We start from the raw sequence: 20,415 nt of genomic DNA on the forward strand, positions 1-20,415 counted from the left end.
CGGTTGCCCTAAAGTTGCGCCGCGGAGGGGGCCGCGTCACGCGCCACGGCTGCTTCGTTGGCGGGAACAACCTCGGAGCCGGGGCGCAGGGTTTGCACCCCTTCGATCACAACGGCATCGCCCGCCGTCAGATCGCCCTCGACCAGAACGCGGTCGGGGTTGCGCTGCCGGATCACCACGGGGACACGCTGCACCTTGCCCTCGCGCGCCAGCCAGACGAAAGATCCCTGGCTGGACCATTGCACGGCGAGCGCATCCACGGAGGGATAGGTTTCGCCCGGAAACTCCATCGTCACCTCGAAGGCCATCCCTTCGCGCAGACTGTCCCCGGTGTTTTCCACGACAGCCTGCACCCGCAATGTCCGGCTGGCGCGGTCGACGATATTGTCCACCGCCGTCAATGTGCCCGCCAGCGGGACCGGGACACCGGACATCGAGCGCAGTTCGACAGGCATCCCCGGTTCAAGGCCCGAGATCACGCGTTCGGGCACCCGGAAATCGATGGTGATCTGTGACCTGTCGGTCAGCACACCAACAATATCCTGCGCGGAGAGGCGATCCCCGACCTCGACCTCGACCAGACCCAACCAGCCCGAGATCGGGGCGGTCACGACGGTCTGCTCCAGATCGACTTCGGCCTGACGGATCGCCAGCCGGGCGTTCTGCATCGCCAGTTCGGCCTCGCGGATGCGGACCGCTGTCACCGCCCCGGAATCCCCCAATTGGGTCAGGCGCCGCAGTTCATCTTCGGCATCGGCCAGCATGAGCCGTGCCCGTTCCAGCGCGATCACCTCGGCCCGGTCCTCAAGGCGAATCATGACTGCGCCCGCGTCGACATACTGGCCTGATGTCACTTCGACCGCGCGCACGCTGCCTGTCCGCTCTGCCCGCACACTGACGGAGCGCAGGGCGCGGCCATCACCGATGGCGCTGACACGCTGACTGAGCACCTGTTCGGTGACGGTATCCAGCACCACCTTGGACGGACCACCACCGCCGAAGGCCGGGCCGCCTGCCCCTTGGGCAGCCTGTGCCGCAGGTTCCATCCCCAGAAGACGATACACACCCAGACGGTCCAGCACGGGTTGCGCCGACGGCACGAAGACGATCCAGACGGCAAGGGCAACGGCCAGCGCCACAAGAGACAGGAGGGTCTGTTTGAACAGGGACATCTTGGTTCCTCGGACGGTCGCGGGCAACGCGGGCGCTGCGGTCATGATACGGGGCTGCGTCAGTATCCGGTCGGCAGCATGTCAAATCAGGGTCAACAGGTAACCTTTTGGCGGAAATAGGCAACACAGGCCCAGCGCCATATCCGCACTGAACCTGCCACAGATCGCATGAAAAGGCCCGCACGGGCAGTGCGGGCCTTGGGTTTCACGTTGTTTTGAAGGGCTGCTGTGCCGGTTCGGTCACTTTTTCAGCGCATCCCGGATTTCCATCAGGATCTCGAGCTCGGTCGGCCCGGCAGGTGCCGCGGGGGCGGGCTCGGGCTTTTTCACGGCGGCCTCACGCGCGCGATTGACCGCCTTGACCAGCATGAAAACCACGAAGGCCACGATCAGGAAATTGATCACGGCCATGATGAAGCGCCCATAGGCAAAGACGGCGGCCCCCGCCTCTTCGGCCGCGGCGATGGAGGCGTATTCGCCGCTGCCCAGCAGCACATACATCCCCGAGAAGTCGATCCCGCCGATGAACAGGCTGATGATCGGGTTGATGAGGTCGGCCACCATCGAACTGACGATGGCTGTGAAGGCTGCCCCGATGATGATCCCGACGGCCATGTCCATGACATTGCCGCGAGCGATGAAGTCCCTGAATTCCTTAATCATTACGTCCCTTTCGCGTGGCTGGACCTGTCCGGCTTATCTGCCGGATCAGGCTGTGGCCCATGATATGCACAGGGAACCCGTCACGCGCAACGATCCTGCGCGGGCCAGACAGACGGCGTTGCCAACCCCAAGCGCCGGAACGGTGCCGGAGAGGATGCGCCTACGCGGCATATTGTGCGGGATTACAGTGATTTGGTGGAGCCTAGGGGGATCGAACCCCTGACCTCTTGCATGCCATGCAAGCGCTCTCCCAGCTGAGCTAAGGCCCCATCTTGTCGGCCCTGTCGGACCGTCGCGGTTCTTTAGGCAATGGCGCGGGCGGGATCAAGCGGAAAATTCCGCCCGCGTCGTGTCTTGTCGGGGTCAGATTTCGTCGTCATCCGAGGCGACGTCGGCGATATCGTCCAGCGAGACGTTATCATCTTCGTCGTCGTCCAGCAGATCATCATCCAGATCCACATCGACTTCATCTTCGTCCAGAACGTCCTCATCGGCGTCCAGATCGACCACCTTCATCTTCTTGGTCGCAGCATCCTCGGCGTCGGCGGCGATCATGCGGCTTTTGCCGATGTCGAATTCCACGACTTCGCCTGTGTAGGGGCTGACGATCGGGGTCTTGTTCAGGTCGTAAAAGCGCTTGCCGGTTGTCGGGCAGATGCGCTTCACACCCCATTCTTCCTTGGGCATGGATATCCCTTTCAAATCTTGTGTCTTGTCGACGATCCGCGCCAACTGCCATAACGGGTCACGACTGTCAAAGGCTTTAACAGAGCGCTTGGCACGGCCAGAGGAGAGCATATGGGACAGCATGTCCTGCCGGGCAACCCCCCGGTGGAAATCACGCTTCGCAAGACGGCACAGGCGCGGCGCATTTCGCTGCGCATCTCGCGGCTTGACGGGCGCGTGACACTGACCTGCCCGCTGCGCACCCCCGACCGCGAGGCGCTGGCCTTTGCGCAGGAGAAGGCTGACTGGCTGCGCCATCACCTGACGGTGCAACCCGCCGCCGCCAGTATCGGGATTGGCAGCGAGCTGCCTTTCGAAGGGCGCCTGCTGCGAATCGCGGCCGGTTCCGGTCGGCTGGTGCGGCCCGAGGGTGATCTGCTTCTGGTGCCGGGCGCGGCGGACCGTGTGGCGGCGCGGTTGTCGGGTTTCCTCAAGCAGGCGGCGCGCGACAGGCTGGCCGCCGCCTCGGATCACTATGCCGCGCGGTTGGGGCGAGGCTATGCGCGGCTGAGCCTGCGCGACACCCGCTCGCGCTGGGGGTCCTGCACGGCGGATGGCGGCTTGATGTATTCCTGGCGGCTGGTCATGGCCCCGCCGGAGGTTCTGGCCTATGTGGCCGCGCATGAGGTGGCCCATCTGGCCGAGATGAACCATTCCGATGCCTTCTGGTCGGTGGTGACGCGGCTTTACGGCGACTACCGCGCCCCGCGCCGCTGGTTGCGGGAAAAGGGTGGCGATCTGCACCGCTACCGCTTTGGGGACTGATCCGCGATTGACCTTGCCGGGATATGTGATCACATGAGCGGATGCTGACATCGCCGCCGCGCCCCGATCCCCTGCCGATTGCCCATGACCGCGTCTATCGCGGGTTGCGGAGCCGGATCATGCATGGCGATATTGCGCCGGGTCATGCGCTGACGCTGCGGGGGATCGGCAAGGAATACGGGGTGTCGATGACGCCTGCGCGGGAATCCGTGCGCCGTCTGGTGGCGGAAGGCGCGCTGACGCTGTCGTCATCCGGGCGGGTATCGACGCCGGAGCTGAGCAACGAGCGGATCGAGGAGCTGGCGGCATTGCGCTCGCTGATCGAGGTGGAACTGGCCAGTCGTGCCCTGCCCCGCGCGCATATGGCACTGATCGAGCGGTTGCAGACCATCAACGCCGCCGTGGGCGATGCGGCGATGCGGCAGGATGCGGTGGCCTATATCCGCACCAATCTGGAATTTCACCGCACGCTTTACTTGCGCGCGCAGGCCCCTGCGATGCTGGCCATGGCGGAAACGGTATGGTTGCAGATGGGGCCGACGATGCGGGCGCTTTATGTGCGGCTGAAGCGCAAGGACCCGCCGCATTACCACCGGCTGATCATCGCCGCGCTGAAGGCGGGGGATGAGCCGGGGCTGCGGCTGGCGGTCAGGTCGGATGTGACGCAGGGGTTGAAGATGCTGGCAAGCTGATCTGTGCGGTCTTTACGCGGCCAGACCCTTTTTCCCCATCTCCAGATATTTGCGCCGCCGATCCTCGACCAGTTTCTTGCCTTTGAGGTCGGTCAGTTCGGCCAGCATCGCGGCAATCGTCTCGCCCACGGCATGGATCGTCTTGTGGCTGTCGCGATGCGCGCCACCCACGGGTTCGGGGATGATCCGGTCAGCCACACCCAGTTTCTTGAGGTCCTGCGCGGTCAGGCGCAGGGCTTCGGCGGCTTCGCGCATCTTCTCGGAATCCTTCCACAGGATCGAGGCGCAGCCTTCGGGGCTGATGACGGAATAGACCGAATGTTCCAGCATCGCCACACGGTTGGCCGTGGCAAAGGCGACAGCCCCGCCCGAGCCGCCCTCGCCGATGATGACGCTGATCAGCGGCACGCCGATCTGGAGGCATTTCTCGGTGGAGCGGGCGATGGCTTCGGACTGGCCGCGCTCTTCCGCGCCTTTGCCGGGATAGGCGCCGGGCGTGTCGACCAGCGTGATGACCGGCAGGCCGAAACGGTGGGCCATATCCATCAGGCGGATCGCCTTGCGATAGCCTTCGGGCCGGGCCATGCCGAAGTTGCGTTCGATCCGGCTTTTGGTGTCATTGCCCTTTTCATGGCCGATCACCATCACCGGCATGTCGTTGAAGCGGGCAAGGCCGCCCATCACCGCGTGATCATCGGCAAAGTTCCGGTCACCGGCCAAGGGCGTGTATTCGGTGAACAGCGCCTCGATATAGTCTTTGCAATGGGGGCGCTCGGGATGGCGCGCCACCTGACATTTGCGCCAGGGCGACAGATCCTTGTAGAGCGAAACCAGAAGATCGGCGGCTTTCTTGTCCAGCGCCGCCGCCTCGGCTTCGATATCCATCTCGGCATTCTGCCGCGCCATGGCGCGCAGTTCCTCGGCCTTGCCTTCGATCTCGGCAAGGGGGCGTTCGAAATCGAGGTAGTTGGTCATCCGCTCACTCCGGCTGTAAACGTGAGGTATATGGCCTTCTCCGCCGCCGGATGCAACGGGATCATGCGGATTGGGCCGCGCCTTGCTTACGCGACGAGAGGCAGAAGCACCGGCACCAGCGACAGAACCAGCAATCCCGCCATGCTCCAGTTGAACGCGCGCAGGCGGGCCGGACTGGACAGGACGCGGCGCATCTGCTGTCCCATGACGGTCCAGACACTGACCGAGGGCAGGTTGATCAGGGCAAAGACCAGCGCCACCCAGAGGATGGCCACGGCGGAACGATCCGGCGCATAGAGGGTGATCGCCGTCAGGGCCATCTGCCATGCCTTGGGGTTGACCCATTGGAACAGGGCGGCTTGGACAAAGCTGAACGGGCGCGCTGTCTTGCGCGCCGCGTCAGGGGCGCCGGCATTGGCGATTTTCCATGCCAGCCACAGAAGATAGGTGACGCCGATGACGGACAGCACCAGATGCGCGACCGGAAAGGCGTCGAAAATCCGCACCAGACCCAGCCCGACCAGCAGAATCATCACCCCGAATCCGATCCCGATTCCCAGCATATGAGGCACCGTCCGGCGAAAACCGAAATTGGCCCCCGAGGCCATGAGCATCAGGTTGTTGGGTCCCGGCGTGATAGACGAGACAAGGGCAAAGGCCGCGAGGGCCAGGAGCGCATCAGGTATCATGGCGCAACACTATGCGAGGCCTGACGCAATTTGGTTGCTTTTTTAGCGATTCTACCGCTATAATCACAACAAATGACAGATACAGACAAAATCAACGCACACATATTGCGAGAGCTTTCCCGCAACGGCCGGATCAGCAATACGGATCTGGCTGATCGCGTCGGTCTGTCGCCATCGGCCTGTCTGCGGCGCGTTCAGGATCTTGAACGGCGCGGGGTGATCCGTGGCTACCGGGCCATTCTGGACCCGCTGGCCATGGGCGTGGGATTTACCGCTTATATCACCGTCGGGCTGAACGCGCATACGAAATCCGTGCAGGAGGCGTTCGAGAAAGCCATTGCCCGCGCGCCCGAGGTGCGGGAGTGTCACAACATCACCGGCAATGTGGAATATCTACTGCGGATCGAGGCGGCGGATCTGGCGGCCTATAAACGATTTCACACCGATGTGCTGGGCACGCTGCCGCAGGTGAATTCGATCACGTCCTTTGTGGTGATGGGCTCTCCCAAGGACGAGCGCGGCTGATCGATTCACGCCGCTCTGCTTCTTCTTGCCTCAAATATCCAAGACGCCACCGCCCCGCCTGCGCGACGGGGCGATGGGGCGCGGCGGATCAGCGGGCGATCATCTCGGACTGGCGGACGATCACCTCGGCCTGCTTGATCGAGGCGATGTCGACCAGACGGCCTTTGTAGACAGTCGCGCCCTCGCCGCGGGCCTTGGCGGCCTCCATCGCGGCAAGGATTTCGCGGGCCTCGGCCACGGCCTCGTCGGAGGGGGTGAAGATCTCGTTGGCCAGCGCCACCTGCTTGGGGTGGATCGCCCATTTACCGACCATGCCCAGCGTGGCAGAGCGGCGGGCCTGTGCGCGGAAGCCTTCGTCATCACTGAAATCGCCATAGGGGCCATCCACGGGCAGGATGCCATGGGTGCGGCAGGCGGCGACGATGGCGGTTTGTGCCCAATGCCACGGATCGGACCAGTATTTGGCCCCCTCATGCAGCATGTAGTAATTGGCCTGCGTGCCACCGATGCCCGTCGTCTGCATCCCCATGGAGGCCGCGAAATCGGCAGCGCCAAGGCTCATGGCTTGCAGGCGGGGGCTGGAGGCGGCGATGGCTTCGACATGGGCGATGCCGGCGGCGGATTCGATGATCACCTCGAAGGTGATGGGGGTCTTGCGGCCTGTGGCGCGTTCGATGGCGGTCACGAGGGCATCGACCGCATAGACATCCTCGGCGCAGCCGACCTTGGGGATCATGATCTGATTCAGACGCTCGCCGCCCTTTTCCAGCAGATCGACCACGTCGCGATACCACCATGGTGTGTCCAGACCGTTGATCCGGACCGACAGGTATTTGGTGCCCCAGTCCATGTCATTGAGCGCCGTGATGACATTGGCGCGCGCGCTGTCCTTGTCGGAGGGGGCCACCGAATCCTCGAGGTCGATGTTGATCACATCCGCCGCACTGGTCGCCATCTTCTCGAAGATCGCGGGGCGCGAGCCGGGGCCGAACAGTTGGCAACGGTTCGGACGGGCGGGGGCAGCAGGCTGGATGCGAAAGCTCATCGGCTTGGTCCTTTCGGGTAAGGATATTGCTTATTTCTGGCGCCCTTGGGTATGAAATTGCGCCAAGGGGTGCAAGCGGCTTTTGCAGACGCGGCATTCTTGCCGCAACGCCGCATCTCCGGCGCGGAACAGGCGATACCTGCGAAGATCCTGCGCAGATTTTCGGCAAGCACCGGAGGATCTTGCGCAAATAGCTGCGACAGCCGCGGATTTGCAATGCAATCCCATGCAGAATCCGTAACGCTGGCGCAAAGCCATGAGAAAGGGCAACCCGATGATCGAGACTCCATATCTTCTGTTTCTGGGCGATGCGCCCGACGCTTTGGCCGCCAAGGTTGCGCAGGGCATCAAGGATTGGCGCCCGCAGAACGCGGTCGGCCAGTTCCGGATGGAGGGGTGCCGCGCCGACATGCGCCTGCCCGACATGACGCTGGAAGAGGCGCGGGCCGCCGGGGCGAAAACGCTGGTGATCGGTGTGGCGAACCGGGGCGGCGTGATTTCGGCCGCGTGGAAGAAGGTGCTGGTGCAGGCCTTGGAGGAAGGGTTCGATCTGGCCTCGGGTCTGCATAACCTGCTGCGGGACGAGCCTGATCTGGTGGCGGTGGCCAAGGCGACCGGGCGGCAGTTGCATGATGTGCGGGTGCCTTCCGTGCAATATCCCATCGCCAATGGGGTCAAGCGCAGCGGCAAGCGCTGTCTGGCGGTGGGCACGGATTGCTCGGTCGGGAAGATGTATACGGCGCTGTGCATGGACCGCGAGATGAAGGCGCGCGGGATGAAATCCAGTTTCCGCGCCACCGGGCAGACCGGCATCCTGATCACCGGGGACGGCGTGCCGCTGGATGCGGTGATCGCGGATTTCATGGCCGGATCCATCGAATGGCTGACGCCGGACAATGACGCGGATCATTGGGACATGATCGAGGGACAGGGGAGTTTGTTCCATGTCTCCTATTCCGGGGTGACGCTGGCGCTGATCCATGGCGGGCAACCCGATGCGCTGGTCATCTGCCATGAGCCGACGCGCGAGCATATGCGCGGTCTGCCGGGATACAAGCTGCCGACGCTGGAGCAGGTGCGGGACATGGCCTTGGATCTGGCGAAGGTGGCCAATCCCGCCTGTCAGGTGATCGGCTATGCGATCAACACCCAGCACATGACCGAAGACGAGGCGCAGACCTATCTGGCGGATGTCGAGGCGCGGCTGGGTTTGCCGGCCACCGACCCGTTCCGCTATGGCGCGGACAAGCTGGTGGACGCGTTGGCCGCGATCTGAGAGGTCTTGGACAGGCATCCTCTGGCGCGCTGCAGCTGCGCCGGGGGATTTGAGTATTTTTGGCAAGATGAAGGGGGGCGGCGATGCAGATCACGGTTGAGCGGGATGTGTTCAGGCTGGCGCAGGTGTTCACCATCAGCCGCGGGTCGCGGACCGAGGCGAAGGTGCTGACGGTGCGGATCACGGATGGGGATGTGACGGGTTGGGGGGAATGCGTGCCCTATGCCCGGTATGACGAGACGCTGGAGTCTGTGACCGCGCAGATCGAGGGTCTGTCCGGGGCGCTGACGCGGGCGGCGCTGTATGACCTGTTGCCCGCAGGGGCGGCGCGGAATGCGGTGGATTGCGCGCTGTGGGATCTGGAAGCGAAGCGGACGGGTCGCCGGGTTTGGGAATTGGCGGGGTTGGCCAAGCCGGGACCCGAGGTGACGGCCTATACATTGTCGCTGGCGGAGCCCGCCGAGATGGAGGCGCAGGCCGCCAAGCACGCCTTTCGGCCGCTGTTGAAGATCAAGCTGGGCACGCCGGACGACATGCCCCGGCTGGAGGCGGTGCGGCGTGGTGCACCGAAGTCGACGATCATCGTGGACGCGAATGAAGGCTGGTCGGCGGCTGTTTATGCCGATCTGGCCCCGCATCTGGTGCGGCTGGGCGTGGCGCTGGTGGAACAGCCCCTGCCTGCCAGTGAGGATGAGGCGCTGATCGGGATGGACCGGCCTGTACCGGTCTGCGCCGATGAAAGCTGTCATGACCGCGCCAGCCTGCCGCATCTGGCGGGGAAATATGATGTGGTGAACATCAAGCTGGACAAGACCGGGGGCCTGACCGAGGCGCTGGCGCTGCGCGATGCGGCGGTGGCGCAGGGGTTCAAGGTCATGGTCGGCTGCATGGTCGGAAGCTCGCTTGCCATGGCGCCTGCGACATTGGTGGCGCAGGGGGCCATGGTGACGGATCTTGACGGGCCGCTGCTTCTGGCCGAAGACCGCGACACACCGCTTCTGTTCGACGAGGCGGGCGTGCATCCGCCCGAACCGGGCCTTTGGGGCTGACCCGCAGCAAGGAGATTAGATCATGCGCACCGTCTATGTGAACGGAGACTACCTGCCCGAGAATGAGGCGAAAGTGTCGATCTTTGATCGCGGGTTCCTGATGGCCGATGGCGTCTATGAGGTGACGAGCGTGCTGGGCGGCAAGCTGATCGACTTTGACGGGCATCTGAAGCGGCTGGAGCGGTCCTTGTCGGAGCTGGACATGGACAAGCCCGAGGGGTTCGACGACCTGCTGGAGATCCACCGCGAACTGGTGCGGCTGAACGGGATCGAGGAGGGGATGATCTATCTGCAGGTGACGCGGGGCGCGCCCGGTGACCGGGATTTCGCCTTCCCTGATCCGGAGGTGACCAAACCGACATTGGTGCTGTTCACGCAGAACAAGCCGGGTCTGGCGGCCAATCCGGTGGCCAAGAAGGGCATCAAGGTCATCAGCATCGAGGATATCCGCTGGGGGCGGCGCGACATCAAGACGGTGCAGTTGCTCTATCCGTCGATGGGCAAGATGATGGCCAAGAAAGCCGGGTGCGATGACGCCTGGATGGTCGAGGATGGGGCGGTGACCGAGGGCACCAGCAACAATGCCTATATCGTCAAGGGCAACAAGATCATCACGCGGCAGTTGAGCCATGACATCCTGCACGGGATCACCCGCGCCGCCGTGCTGCGATTTGCGCAGGAGGCGCAGATGGAAGTGGAGGAGCGGCCCTTTACCATCGCCGAGGCGCAAGCCGCGGATGAGGCGTTCATCACATCGGCCTCGACCTTCGTGATGCCGGTGGTCGAGATCGACGGGGCCAGGATCGGCAGCGGCGCGCCGGGCAAGGTGGCGGCGCGGCTGCGCGAGATCTATCTGGATGAGAGCATGAAGGCGGCTGTCTGACGCGGCAAGGGGCGGCTGGCCGTCAGGTCAGCCCCTCGATCGCCAGATCGACGGTGATGGGCGGGGTCAGGCCCAGACCGGCGAGTTTCGCCATCACCTGACCATTCACAACGATTTCAAGCCCGCTGCCATCGGCGGCAAGGCGCTGTTGCAGCGTGAGACTGGCCGGGTCGGTGCCGCTGACGCCATCCACGACGATCCGCAGGGAATCGGTGGCCCGGTCGAAATCGGTGATGAGGGCGGCCCCATCGGCGACATCGTAGATTGTGAAGGAGTCTGACCCTTCTCCGCCCGTGAGGGTGTCGAGGCGGTCTCCGACCAACCAGTCATTGCCTGCATCGCCGTAGAGTTCCGCGCCGTAAGGTGTGAAGCGCCCCGCGACAAAGCCCAGAAGCGCGTCAGTGCCGCCGCCGCCGCGCAGCGTATCGGCCCCTTCGTAATCCGTGAGCACGTCATTTCCGGCCCCGCCGTCCAGCAGGTCATTGCCTGTGCCGCCGAAAAGGATGTCGTCGTCCGCACCGCCGCGCAGGGTGTCATCGCCGAACTGGCCTTGCAGCGTGTCCTCGCCCGCGCCCCCGGCGATCAGGTCGTCGCCGCCGTTGCCATCCAGACTGTCGTCGCCATCACCGCCGGACAGGGTGTCGACCCCGGCACCGCCGGAGAGTTGATCATCCCCTGCCCCGCCTTCCAGCAGATCTGCGCCCGCGCCGCCCATCAGCGTGTCATTGCCATCGAGGCCGGAGAGGGTGTCATCGCCTGACTGACCGTCAAGGGCGTCATTGCCTGCCGTGCCCGTCAGCAGATCGTCGTCGGTGCGAGGGGCCATCCCGGAGTCCGGCGAAGTGTCGGCCGCGGCATCGTCTCCGTCCTCGTTGGAAAAGACGTCATCCAGTAGGTAGCCGGCCATCATCAGCATTGGCATGAACACCAGCAACAGCACACTCATCACACCACCTGCACAGGCACCGGCCCCTTGACGGGACCATGAATCACCAGCCGGAGTGTTCACGCTTTCGCCAGTCGTGTCCAGCGACAAGCCGGAGTCACAGCGCGTGATGAACAGGCAAGATGCAGACTAGGGTTTGCCCACGTTGCGGGCGAAGGCGTCCTTGAATTCGGCCTGCTTTTCGGGGCTGGCCTCTGTCTGGTTCTGGGCGCGCCAGTCGTCGTAGGGCATGCCGTAGTAGATTTCGCGGGCCTCGTCCTTGGTCATCGCGATGCCGCGTTCGTTCGCCGCCTCCTGATACCAGCGGCTGAGGCAGTTGCGGCAGAAGCCGGCCAGATTCATCATGTCGATATTCTGCACATCCGGGCGCTTGACCATCAGGTGATCGCGCAGGGCGCGGAAGGCGGCGGCCTCGAGTTCGATACGGGTCTGGTCGTCCATGATCGGTCTCCTTCTGGTGGCTTACTGGCCGGTATCGGCCAGCGCCTGTTGCAGGATCGGGGCAAGGCGGGCGGCCCAGCGGGCCTGTTGGTCGGGTTTGGTGATGAGGTCGTTGCGGACCTCGATCAGCGCGTTCAGGCGTTGCCATGCAATGGCGTGGCGGGCGATGGCGTCGCCGGGCAGATGACCACCATAGGGTTCATTCTCGCCGATGCAAAGATCAGCCTCGGCCCGGAGGCGCGCCAACAGGGGGCGGGCGAAGCGGGTGTCGGCGGCATAGAGGACGCCCACATGCCAGGGGCGCGGCGGGCGGCCCATCAGTTGCGGGGTGAAGCTGTGGATCGAGACGATCACGGTATCGTCGCGCCGCGCGGCCAGTTCGGCCAGCGCCGTGTGATAGGGGCGGTAGCAGCGGTTGAGGCGTGTTTCCAGTTCGTCCCGCCCCGCGTGGCGGTTGGCCGGAATGATCGTGCCGTCATAGAGTTTCATCAGCAGGGTCGGATCATCCTCGCCCCGGTTGGGGTCGATCACGAGGCGCGAGAAATTGGACAGGATCGCGGGGCATCCCAAGGCATCGGCCAAGGCGCGGCTGACGCCTGCGGCGCCCACGTCATAGGCGATGTGGCGTTCCATGTCGCACCGGGCCAGACCCAGATCGCCGCCGTTCACGAAAGCGGGCACGGTATTGGCGGCGTGGTCGCAGGTCACCAGCCAGCGCGAGACCCGGTCCGCACCGGAAATTTCAAAGGGGGCGTATGTCATGTCACCTGCGTCATGGGGCTGTCATTTCCTTTGGCGAAGACCTAGGACAGAACAGGGCGGAATGGAATTGCACAGCGGTCGGGATTCAGCGATTGTTAGCGATAACATGAGATTCAAGGTTGCAGACCAGAGGATGACAGCATGAGACGGCACCGGAATGTGAAAATCGTGGCAACGCTTGGGCCTGCGTCCAATGATTACGCGATGATCCGCGCTTTGCACGAGGCGGGGGCGGATGTGTTCCGCCTGAACATGAGCCATGGCACCCATGACGACATCCGCGCGCGCCATGCCATCATCCGGCAGATCGAACAGGATCTGGACAGCCCGATCGCCATTCTGGCCGATCTTCAGGGGCCGAAGCTGCGGGTCGGCAGCTTTGCCAAGGGTGAAGAGGAATTGGTCGAGGGGGCTGGGTTCCGTCTGGATCTGGACCCGGCCGAGGGGGATGCGACCCGCGTTTGCCTGCCACATTCCGAGATTTTCGCGGCGCTGGAGCCGGGTGCCAATCTTCTGGTGAATGATGGCAAGATCCGCCTGACGGTGGACCGCTGCGGGCCGGATTTCGCGGATTGCACGGTGGCGGTGGGGGGCACCATCTCGAACCGCAAGGGGGTGAATGTGCCGGATGTGGTGCTGCCGCTGGCGGCCCTGTCAGACAAGGATCGCAAGGATCTGGAATTCGCCTGCGCGCTGGGCGTGGACTGGCTGGCGCTGTCCTTTGTGCAGCGCCCCGAGGATGTGATCGAGGCGCGGGAACTGGCTGCGGGGCGCGCTGCGATCCTGTCCAAGATCGAGAAGCCGGCGGCGGTGAAATGCTTTGACGATATTCTGGCGGTCAGCGACGGGATCATGGTCGCGCGCGGTGATCTGGGGGTGGAGCTGCCGGTGCAGAACGTGCCGCCGATCCAGAAGCGTCTGGTGCGGCGTTGCCGGGCCGTGGCGAAACCCGTGATCGTGGCGACGCAGATGCTGGAATCGATGATCGAGAGCCCGATGCCCACGCGGGCCGAGGTGTCGGACGTGGCCACCGCCATCTATGAGGGGGCGGATGCGATCATGCTGAGCGCGGAGTCGGCGGCGGGCCATTACCCGGTCGAAGCCGTCAGCACGATGAACAATGTCGCGGTGGAAGTGGAGAGCGACCCCACCTATCGCGAGATCATCGAGGCCAGCCGGAGAGCGACGCGCACCACGGTGGCCGACGGGATCGTCGCCGCCGCGCGCGAGATTGCCGAGACCACGGATATCAAGGTGATCTGCTGCTATACCCAGTCGGGCACGACCGCGCTGCTGACCGCCCGCGAAAGGCCCCGCGTGCCGATCATCGCCATGACAAGCCTGCGCGGCACGGCGCGGCGTCTGGCGCTGACATGGGGCGTCAATTGCGTGATGACCGGGGCGCTGGACCGGTTCAAGATGGCGGTCGTCAATGCCGCCCGCGCCGCCCGTGCGCAGGGTTATGCGACCGAGACGGATCAGATTCTGGTCATCGCGGGTGTGCCCTTCAACAAGGCGGGAACGACCAACATCCTGCGTGTCGCCCCCTGCGAGGAACGTTTGATCTTCGCCACCGATCCGGAGTAATCTGCACCTACGCGAGCGTGGCGCGATCCTGTGCAGGCGGAGGCCCGGAGATGAATACCGATCTGGCATTGGTCATCGGCCTGATGATATTGATCTTTACGGCCCCCGCCATCATCAGCGCCTTTTCGGACGGGCGGACACCGCGCACCGCCATGGTGACGCTTGTGCTGGGTGGTGGTCTGGTGCTGTTTGCGCTGACGCAGAATCCCGGCGGCTACCGGATCGAGGATGTGCCACGCGCCTTCATCAAGGTGATCGCCGACGTGCTGTGAAAACGCGGCAGCCCCCCGCGTCCGCGGTATTTCTGCGAAAACCCGGCAAAGTCACGGACATCCGGGCCGCTTTGGGCTTGCCAGTGGGGCCGATCCTTCGTATATCGCGCGCTCTTACCTGCGGGACCGGCCAATGTGGCATGCCGAGTCGCGCGTGAACCGACCCAAAGTCAAGGAGACGGAAATGCCCAAGATGAAGACCAAGTCGAGCTGCAAGAAGCGGTTCAAGGTGACGGCGACAGGACGCATCCTGACCGCGCAGGCCGGCAAGCGCCATGGCATGATCAAGCGTCACAAGAAGTTCATCCGCAACGCCCGCGGCACCACAGTCATGTCGGCCCCTGATGAGAAGATCATCAAGTCGATGATGCCGTACGATCGTTAAGGAGAAGCTGATATGTCTCGCGTCAAAAGCGGTGTAGTCACCCACGCCCGTCACAAGAAGATCATCAAAGCCGCCAAAGGCTATTATGGTCGTCGCAAGAATACCTTCCGCGTTGCCGCACAGGCCGTGGATAAAGCCAACCAGTACGCAACCCGCGACCGGCATAACCGCAAGCGGAATTTCCGCGCGCTGTGGATCCAGCGGATCAACGCCGGTGTGCGTGCCTTCGATGAGACCATGACCTATTCGCGTTTCATCAACGGTCTGGCGCTGGCCGGGATCGAAGTGGACCGCAAGGTTCTGGCCGATCTGGCCGTGCATGAGCCCGAAGCATTTGGGGCCATCGTCACACAGGCGAAGGCCGCGCTCGCGTAAGCCACTCCCTCTTCGGAGTTGCAGAATAAGGAAGCCGCGGACCTGTCAGGGTCTTGCGGCTTCTTGCATGAACGGGCCATGCCTTTCGGGGTGGGTCACAACAGCAAGGGACGCCATGTGATGGACGATCTGAAACGCAAATATCTTGATCTGATCGCAAGCGCCGGGGATGAGGCCAGCATCGAGGATGTGCGCCTTGCCGCGTTGGGCAAGAAGGGCGAGTTGAGCCTGAAGATGCGCGAACTGGGCCAGATGAGCCCGGAGGAGCGGCAGGTGGCCGGTCCCGCGCTGAATGCGCTGAAGGATGAGATCACGAGTGCCTTGGCCGCGAAGAAGGCCGCCCTGGGCGATGCCGCGCTGGATGAGCGGTTGCGGGCCGAGTGGCTGGACGTGACCCTGCCGGGGCGTGGGCGCCGGGCCGGGACGATCCATCCGATCAGCCAGGTGTCCGAGGAAGTGGCGGCGATCTTTGCGGATATGGGATTCTCGGTCGCGGAAGGCCCGCGCATCGACACGGACTGGTATAATTTCGACGCGCTGAACATCCCCTCGCATCACCCGGCGCGGGCCGAGATGGACACGTTCTACATGCACCGCGCCGCGGATGATCCGCGCCCGCCGCATGTGCTGCGGACCCATACCAGCCCGGTGCAGATCCGGTCGATGGAGGCGCATGGCGCGCCCATCCGCATCATCTGCCCCGGCGGTGTGTATCGCGCCGATTACGACCAGACCCATACGCCGATGTTCCATCAGGTCGAGGGGCTGGCGATTGACCGCGATATTTCCATGGCCAACCTGAAATGGTGCCTTGAGGAATTCGTGAAGGCGTTTTTCGAGGTGGACAATGTCGAGCTGCGCTTCCGCGCCTCGCATTTCCCCTTCACCGAGCCGTCGGCGGAAGTGGATATCCGCTGCTCGTGGGAGGGTGGCACGCTGAAAGTGGGCGAAGGCGATGACTGGCTGGAGATTCTGGGCTCGGGCATGGTGCACCCCAAGGTCTTGCAGGCGGGCGGGATTGATCCCAATGAGTGGCAGGGTTTCGCCTTTGGCATGGGGATCGACCGGATCGCGATGCTGAAATACGGCATCCCCGATCTGCGGGCCTTCTTCGATTCAGACCTGCGCTGGCTGCGGCATTACGGCTTTGCATCCTTGGATCAGCCTACGCTGCATGGCGGCCTTTCGCGATAACCAACGCGCGGGAAAAACCCGGCGCATCAAGGACATGGGTGGGGCATATCCCACCAAACGAGACGGGACAGTATCATGAAATTCACCCTCTCCTGGCTGAAGGAACATCTCGACACCACCGCTTCGGTGGATGAGATCACCTATGCGCTGACCGATCTGGGGCTTGAGGTCGAAGGCGTCGAGAACCCTGCCGCGCGTCTGGCTGATTTCACCATCGGCAAGGTGGTGCATGCGGAAAAGCATCCCGATGCCGACAAGCTGCGCGTGTGCAAGGTGCTGACGGATGAAGGCGAGACGCAGATCATCTGCGGGGCGCCCAATGCGCGGGAAGGGATCACCGTTGTGGTGGCCAAGCCGGGGACCTATGTGCCCGGCATCGACACCACCATCGGCGTGGGCAAGATTCGCGGGATCGAGAGTTTCGGGATGATGTGTTCCGAGCGCGAGATGGAACTGTCCGAAGAGCATGACGGGATCATCGAACTCCCCTCAGGCGAGGTGGGTGAGCGCTTCATCGACTGGCTGGCGAAGAACGATCCGGCCAAGGTCGATCCGGTGATCGAGATTGCGATCACGCCGAACCGGCCCGATGCCTTGGGCGTGCGCGGGGTTGCGCGCGATCTGGCGGCGCGGGGCCTTGGCACGTTGAAGCCCGCGAAAGAGGCAGAGATCCGGGGCAGCTTCCCCTGCCCCATCGGTGTGAGCATTGATGACGATACGCGCGTCGGTGGCTGCGAGGTCTTTGCGGGCCGTCTGATCCGTGGCGTCAAGAACGGACCCAGCCCGGACTGGTTGCAGACGCGACTGCGCGCCATCGGGTTGCGCCCGATCTCGGCCCTCGTGGATGTGACCAACTTCTTCACCTTCGACCGCAACCGTCCCCTGCATGTGTTCGATGCGGACAAGGTGAAAGGCAACCTGCGTATCCACCGCACGACAGGCGGCGAGACTCTGGTCGGTCTGGACGACAAGACCTATCGTTTCGATGCGGGTCAGGTCGTGATCTCGGACGATCATGGCGTGGAAAGCATTGCGGGGATCATGGGCGGTCTGGCGACGGGCTGCACCCATGACACGGTGAATGTGTTCCTTGAAGCCGCCGTCTGGGACCGCGTGCAGATCGCGATGACGGGGCGCGCGCTCAAGATCAACTCGGATGCGCGGTACCGCAATGAACGGGGGATTGATCCGGCCTTCAACATGGAAGCGGTCGATCTGGCAACGCAGATGATCCTTGATCTGTGCGGCGGCGAGGCGTCCGAGGTTGTGGTGGCGGGCAAGGTGCCCGATGTCACCCGCGCCTACAAGCTGGACCCCGCGCGGGTGCAGTCTCTGGTGGGTATGGACATTCCCGAAAGCGAGCAGCGCCAGACCCTGACGAAGCTGGGCTTCAAGCTGGAAGGCAATATGGCGCAGGTGCCAAGCTGGCGTCCCGATGTGCTGGGCGAGGCTGATCTGGTCGAGGAAGTGGCGCGGATCGCGTCGCTGACCAAGCTGGTCGGTCGACCCCTGCCGCGCGCGGATGTGGGTGTGCCCAAGCCGATCCTGTCGCTGGGCCAGCGGCGCGAGCAGATCGCGCGGCGGACCGTTGCCGCCTTGGGCTATAACGAATGCGTCAGCTACAGCTTCATTGATCAGGCGGCGGCCGCGCTGTTCGGTGGTGGCACGGATGCGACGATGCTGGCCAATCCGATCAGCGCCGACATGTCCCATATGCGCCCCGATCTGCTGGCCGGATTGTTGCAGGCGGCGGCGCGCAATCAGGCGCGCGGGTTCGCGGATCTGGCGCTGTTCGAGGTGGGCCATGCCTTCACCGGCGGTGAACCGGGCGAGCAGGTGGTGCAGGTGGCCGGGTTGCTGGTCGGGCGCACCGGCCCGCGTGATCCGCATGGAAGCGCACGGGCGGTGGATGTGTTCGACGCCAAGGCCGATGCCGAGGCGGTTCTGGCCGCGCTTGGCGCGCCCGAGCGGGTGCAGATCCTTCGCAATGGCGCGGCGTGGTGGCATCCGGGTCGTCATGGGGTGATCAGCCTTGGCCCCAAGAACCCGCTGGCGGTGTTCGGCGAAGTGCACCCACGCGTGCTGGCTGCGATGGATGTGAAGGGGCCCGCCGTGGCCTTTACCCTCTGGCCCGCGGCCATCCCCGCGCCGCGCAAGACGGGTGCGACGCGCCCCGCCTTGGTGATGCGTGACCTGCAGGCGGTGGAGCGTGACTTCGCCTTTGTCGTGGAGAGCCACGTCGAGGCGCTGACCATCGTCAATGCCGCGCTTGGGGCCGACAAGGCGCTGGTCGATCAGGTCCGCGTCTTTGACGAGTTCACCGGACCCAAGGCCGAGGCGCAGATGGGGGCGGGCAAGAAATCCGTGGCCATCACCGTGCGGCTTCAGCCGACGGAAAAGACCCTGAAGGAAGCCGAGATCGAGGCCGTGGGGGCAAAGATCATCGAAAAGGTGACCAAGGCCACCGGGGGCGCGCTGCGCGGCTGAGGGAAACGGGAAACCGCGTTCCTGTCAAAAGACCATCGAAGCCTGCCGTGTCCAGCAACACGGCAGGCTTTTGTTTTGGTGTCATGGCCGCCAGCATATCCCGACGGGCTGCGACATAATCGACCATCCGTTAAACGGGACCGCTGCAAGGCCGTTCATTCTGTTGGGTCACGCGCGAAACGAAACCCAAAAGAAAGTCATCACCCCTTATGGCACTTCCAAACCCCAGCAAGCTGAAAACACTCATCCAGTCAGAGGACAACATTTCCAGCGCCTCACTGGCGACACGCATCCTTCTTGGCCGCCTTCGGATCGAGGTCCGCAACAACCCGACCCTGATCGATGCCAAGGTCACCGAATTGATGGAGTTCGTGCGCGTCAATCGCTACGCCGCCGACGATCTCGCCCATATCTGAACCGGACGGACACTCTCATGAAAAACGAACTTCTTTCACTCGACGCTGCGGCGGCGCGTATTGCCACGGGTGCCGTGATGACCATCGCGGGCGATGAGGCGCTTCTGGCGCAACTGCCGCGCGGCAACTGGATCGGCGGCACCTCGGTCTATTTCGTCACTGAAGCGGGCGGGGCGGTGATCCGCGACAAGCTGTATTGCACCACCTTGCCCGAGGCGACGGTGGCGCAGATCCGCGTTCTGGGGGCAGATGAATTGCCGCAGATCGCACAGGGCTATGCGACGGGCGGGTTGTCCATCATCCTGATCCCCGCCTTTTCCAGGGCCCATTCCGTCTTTGCCGTGGATGGTCCCAGCTACGCCGGCTTTTTCAACCAACCGCTGGTCGGCTGGATCTCGGGCGTGCATCTTGACGATATCGGACGTGTCGTACCCAAGGTCTTTGATGGCCGCAGCGGCAGATCCTACGGGGAGGAAGCGGTCGTGATGCATCTGTCCCTGTCCGAGGGACTGGTCCCGCAGGTCGATATCGTCAATATTTTCGCCCAGAATGACGCGACCGCCCCCGCGTTCCGTTTCCCGCAAAGCGGTTTCGCGGCCAAGACCGCCCTGATCGACGGGCGCGAGATGTCGCTTGCCGCCTATCTGCGCGACAATGACATCGACACACGTCTGCCGCTGATCGCCAATTACGGGGGCGCGCTGATCAATGTTTCAGTTCAAAGCGTCAATCACGAGTCCGGCGAGGTCGCGTTCTACGCGCCTGTGATGCAGGGCGTGGAATATCGCTTTGCCAAGCCGCTGGATGACTATGCCGCCGCCTTTTCGCGGCAATTGGGCGTGGGGGGCGAGGGGCAGTATTCCTGCAATTGCATCCTCAACTACCTGTATGGCGAGCTTGAGGGAAAGGCGACCGGGTCTTTCACAGGGCCGGTCACCTTTGGCGAGATTGCCTATATGCTGCTGAACCAGACGCTGGTGCGGCTGGAATTGCAGGCGGCCTAAGGTCGCCTTGATCCTGTCGCGCAGAACCTCCATCCGGTTTTGCGCGACAGGGTTTTGGATCACAGGCTAAGGCTTGTGCGTCCTGC

Annotated in this window: 23 protein-coding genes and 1 tRNA gene; 14 read left to right on the forward strand and 10 right to left on the reverse strand. The window is 63.7% G+C overall.

Translation table 11 applies throughout. The features are described 5' to 3' along the window. Positions 1-8: 8 nt before the first annotated feature. The 4 genes from PVW27_RS00930 to PVW27_RS00945 all read right to left on the reverse strand — a co-directional run bounded on the left by PVW27_RS00930 (position 9) and on the right by PVW27_RS00945 (position 2,522). Positions 9-1,172: an efflux RND transporter periplasmic adaptor subunit gene (locus PVW27_RS00930; RefSeq protein WP_274554634.1), complete on the reverse strand. Its 1,164-nt coding sequence runs from the start codon at positions 1,170-1,172 to the stop codon at positions 9-11. Between the two features lie 240 nt (positions 1,173-1,412). Beyond that, the gene (gene mscL, locus PVW27_RS00935) at positions 1,413-1,835 is read right to left on the reverse strand and encodes a large conductance mechanosensitive channel protein MscL (protein WP_274554635.1); all 423 of its coding nucleotides are present in this window, start codon (positions 1,833-1,835) and stop codon (positions 1,413-1,415) included. Between the two features lie 193 nt (positions 1,836-2,028). Further along, positions 2,029-2,104, reverse strand: a tRNA-Ala gene (locus PVW27_RS00940). Positions 2,105-2,198: 94 nt separating this feature from the next. Further along, positions 2,199-2,522: a TIGR02300 family protein gene (locus PVW27_RS00945; protein ID WP_274554636.1), complete on the reverse strand. Its 324-nt coding sequence runs from the start codon at positions 2,520-2,522 to the stop codon at positions 2,199-2,201. Between the two features lie 111 nt (positions 2,523-2,633). On the opposite strand from PVW27_RS00945, the gene PVW27_RS00950 reads away from it, so the two are divergent. Both PVW27_RS00950 and PVW27_RS00955 read left to right on the forward strand, forming a co-directional pair. Next, on the forward strand, positions 2,634-3,326 hold the full coding sequence (locus tag PVW27_RS00950; protein ID WP_274554638.1) for a M48 family metallopeptidase: 693 nt from the start codon (positions 2,634-2,636) through the stop codon (positions 3,324-3,326). Between the two features lie 44 nt (positions 3,327-3,370). Beyond that, complete coding sequence (locus PVW27_RS00955; RefSeq protein WP_274554790.1) at positions 3,371-4,018, forward strand: GntR family transcriptional regulator; 648 nt, start codon at positions 3,371-3,373, stop codon at positions 4,016-4,018. A 12-nt stretch (positions 4,019-4,030) separates the two neighbouring features. Here the strand turns inward: PVW27_RS00955 and PVW27_RS00960 are convergent, their stop codons facing one another. Both PVW27_RS00960 and PVW27_RS00965 read right to left on the reverse strand, forming a co-directional pair. Further along, positions 4,031-4,993 (reverse strand): acetyl-CoA carboxylase carboxyltransferase subunit alpha, encoded by a 963-nt coding sequence (locus tag PVW27_RS00960; protein WP_274554639.1) that lies wholly within the window; start codon positions 4,991-4,993, stop codon positions 4,031-4,033. 86 nt (positions 4,994-5,079) lie between these two features. Continuing rightward, positions 5,080-5,682 carry a LysE family translocator gene (locus tag PVW27_RS00965; RefSeq protein ID WP_274554641.1) on the reverse strand — a complete coding sequence of 201 codons (603 nt, stop codon included), beginning with the start codon at positions 5,680-5,682 and terminating at the stop codon, positions 5,080-5,082. A 72-nt stretch (positions 5,683-5,754) separates the two neighbouring features. Here PVW27_RS00965 and PVW27_RS00970 point away from each other — a divergent pair, with 72 nt between their 5' ends. Then, positions 5,755-6,207, forward strand: a complete 453-nt coding sequence (locus PVW27_RS00970; RefSeq protein WP_274554642.1) for an Lrp/AsnC family transcriptional regulator — start codon at positions 5,755-5,757, stop codon at positions 6,205-6,207. An 88-nt stretch (positions 6,208-6,295) separates the two neighbouring features. Here PVW27_RS00970 and PVW27_RS00975 read toward each other — a convergent pair whose 3' ends face one another. Continuing rightward, a complete protein-coding gene (locus PVW27_RS00975; RefSeq protein WP_274554643.1) occupies positions 6,296-7,252 on the reverse strand; it encodes an L-malyl-CoA/beta-methylmalyl-CoA lyase in 957 nt (318 codons plus the stop codon). 274 nt (positions 7,253-7,526) lie between these two features. Between PVW27_RS00975 and dgcN the strand changes: the two genes are divergently transcribed. From dgcN to PVW27_RS00990, 3 genes are all read left to right on the forward strand, one after another. Next, entirely contained in the window at positions 7,527-8,528 is a 1,002-nt protein-coding gene (gene dgcN / locus PVW27_RS00980) for an N-acetyltransferase DgcN (RefSeq protein WP_274554644.1), read from the forward strand. A gap of 83 nt (positions 8,529-8,611) precedes the next feature. Next, a complete protein-coding gene (dgcA, locus tag PVW27_RS00985) occupies positions 8,612-9,577 on the forward strand; it encodes an N-acetyl-D-Glu racemase DgcA (RefSeq protein ID WP_274554645.1) in 966 nt (321 codons plus the stop codon). Between the two features lie 22 nt (positions 9,578-9,599). After that, a complete protein-coding gene (locus PVW27_RS00990; protein WP_274554646.1) occupies positions 9,600-10,460 on the forward strand; it encodes a D-amino-acid transaminase in 861 nt (286 codons plus the stop codon). 22 nt (positions 10,461-10,482) lie between these two features. Here the strand turns inward: PVW27_RS00990 and PVW27_RS00995 are convergent, their stop codons facing one another. From PVW27_RS00995 to PVW27_RS01005, 3 genes are all read right to left on the reverse strand, one after another. Next, on the reverse strand, positions 10,483-11,406 hold the full coding sequence (locus PVW27_RS00995) for a calcium-binding protein (RefSeq protein WP_274554648.1): 924 nt from the start codon (positions 11,404-11,406) through the stop codon (positions 10,483-10,485). Positions 11,407-11,535: 129 nt separating this feature from the next. After that, positions 11,536-11,847, reverse strand: coding sequence for a DUF1244 domain-containing protein (locus tag PVW27_RS01000; protein WP_274554649.1), 312 nt, complete (start codon positions 11,845-11,847; stop codon positions 11,536-11,538). Between the two features lie 21 nt (positions 11,848-11,868). Next, positions 11,869-12,609, reverse strand: coding sequence for an N-formylglutamate amidohydrolase (locus PVW27_RS01005; RefSeq protein WP_274554650.1), 741 nt, complete (start codon positions 12,607-12,609; stop codon positions 11,869-11,871). A 141-nt stretch (positions 12,610-12,750) separates the two neighbouring features. Between PVW27_RS01005 and pyk the strand changes: the two genes are divergently transcribed. From pyk to PVW27_RS01045, 8 genes are all read left to right on the forward strand, one after another. Continuing rightward, positions 12,751-14,196, forward strand: coding sequence for a pyruvate kinase (gene pyk / locus PVW27_RS01010; protein ID WP_274554653.1), 1,446 nt, complete (start codon positions 12,751-12,753; stop codon positions 14,194-14,196). Positions 14,197-14,246: 50 nt separating this feature from the next. Continuing rightward, positions 14,247-14,468: a hypothetical protein gene (locus PVW27_RS01015; RefSeq protein WP_274554654.1), complete on the forward strand. Its 222-nt coding sequence runs from the start codon at positions 14,247-14,249 to the stop codon at positions 14,466-14,468. Positions 14,469-14,652: 184 nt separating this feature from the next. Next, positions 14,653-14,853: a 50S ribosomal protein L35 gene (gene rpmI, locus PVW27_RS01020; protein WP_068294390.1), complete on the forward strand. Its 201-nt coding sequence runs from the start codon at positions 14,653-14,655 to the stop codon at positions 14,851-14,853. A gap of 12 nt (positions 14,854-14,865) precedes the next feature. After that, positions 14,866-15,228, forward strand: a complete 363-nt coding sequence (rplT, locus tag PVW27_RS01025) for a 50S ribosomal protein L20 (protein WP_230799531.1) — start codon at positions 14,866-14,868, stop codon at positions 15,226-15,228. 120 nt (positions 15,229-15,348) lie between these two features. Beyond that, entirely contained in the window at positions 15,349-16,422 is a 1,074-nt protein-coding gene (pheS, locus tag PVW27_RS01030; RefSeq protein ID WP_274554657.1) for a phenylalanine--tRNA ligase subunit alpha, read from the forward strand. A gap of 75 nt (positions 16,423-16,497) precedes the next feature. Next, entirely contained in the window at positions 16,498-18,909 is a 2,412-nt protein-coding gene (pheT, locus tag PVW27_RS01035) for a phenylalanine--tRNA ligase subunit beta (protein ID WP_274554658.1), read from the forward strand. Positions 18,910-19,118: 209 nt separating this feature from the next. Beyond that, positions 19,119-19,325 (forward strand): hypothetical protein, encoded by a 207-nt coding sequence (locus PVW27_RS01040; RefSeq protein WP_274554659.1) that lies wholly within the window; start codon positions 19,119-19,121, stop codon positions 19,323-19,325. 17 nt (positions 19,326-19,342) lie between these two features. After that, positions 19,343-20,329 carry a DUF6976 family protein gene (locus PVW27_RS01045; protein WP_274554660.1) on the forward strand — a complete coding sequence of 329 codons (987 nt, stop codon included), beginning with the start codon at positions 19,343-19,345 and terminating at the stop codon, positions 20,327-20,329. The last annotated feature ends 86 nt before the right edge of the window (positions 20,330-20,415 follow it).

This window comes from Seohaeicola sp. 4SK31 (assembly GCF_028802875.1).
GTDB lineage: Bacteria > Pseudomonadota > Alphaproteobacteria > Rhodobacterales > Rhodobacteraceae > Seohaeicola.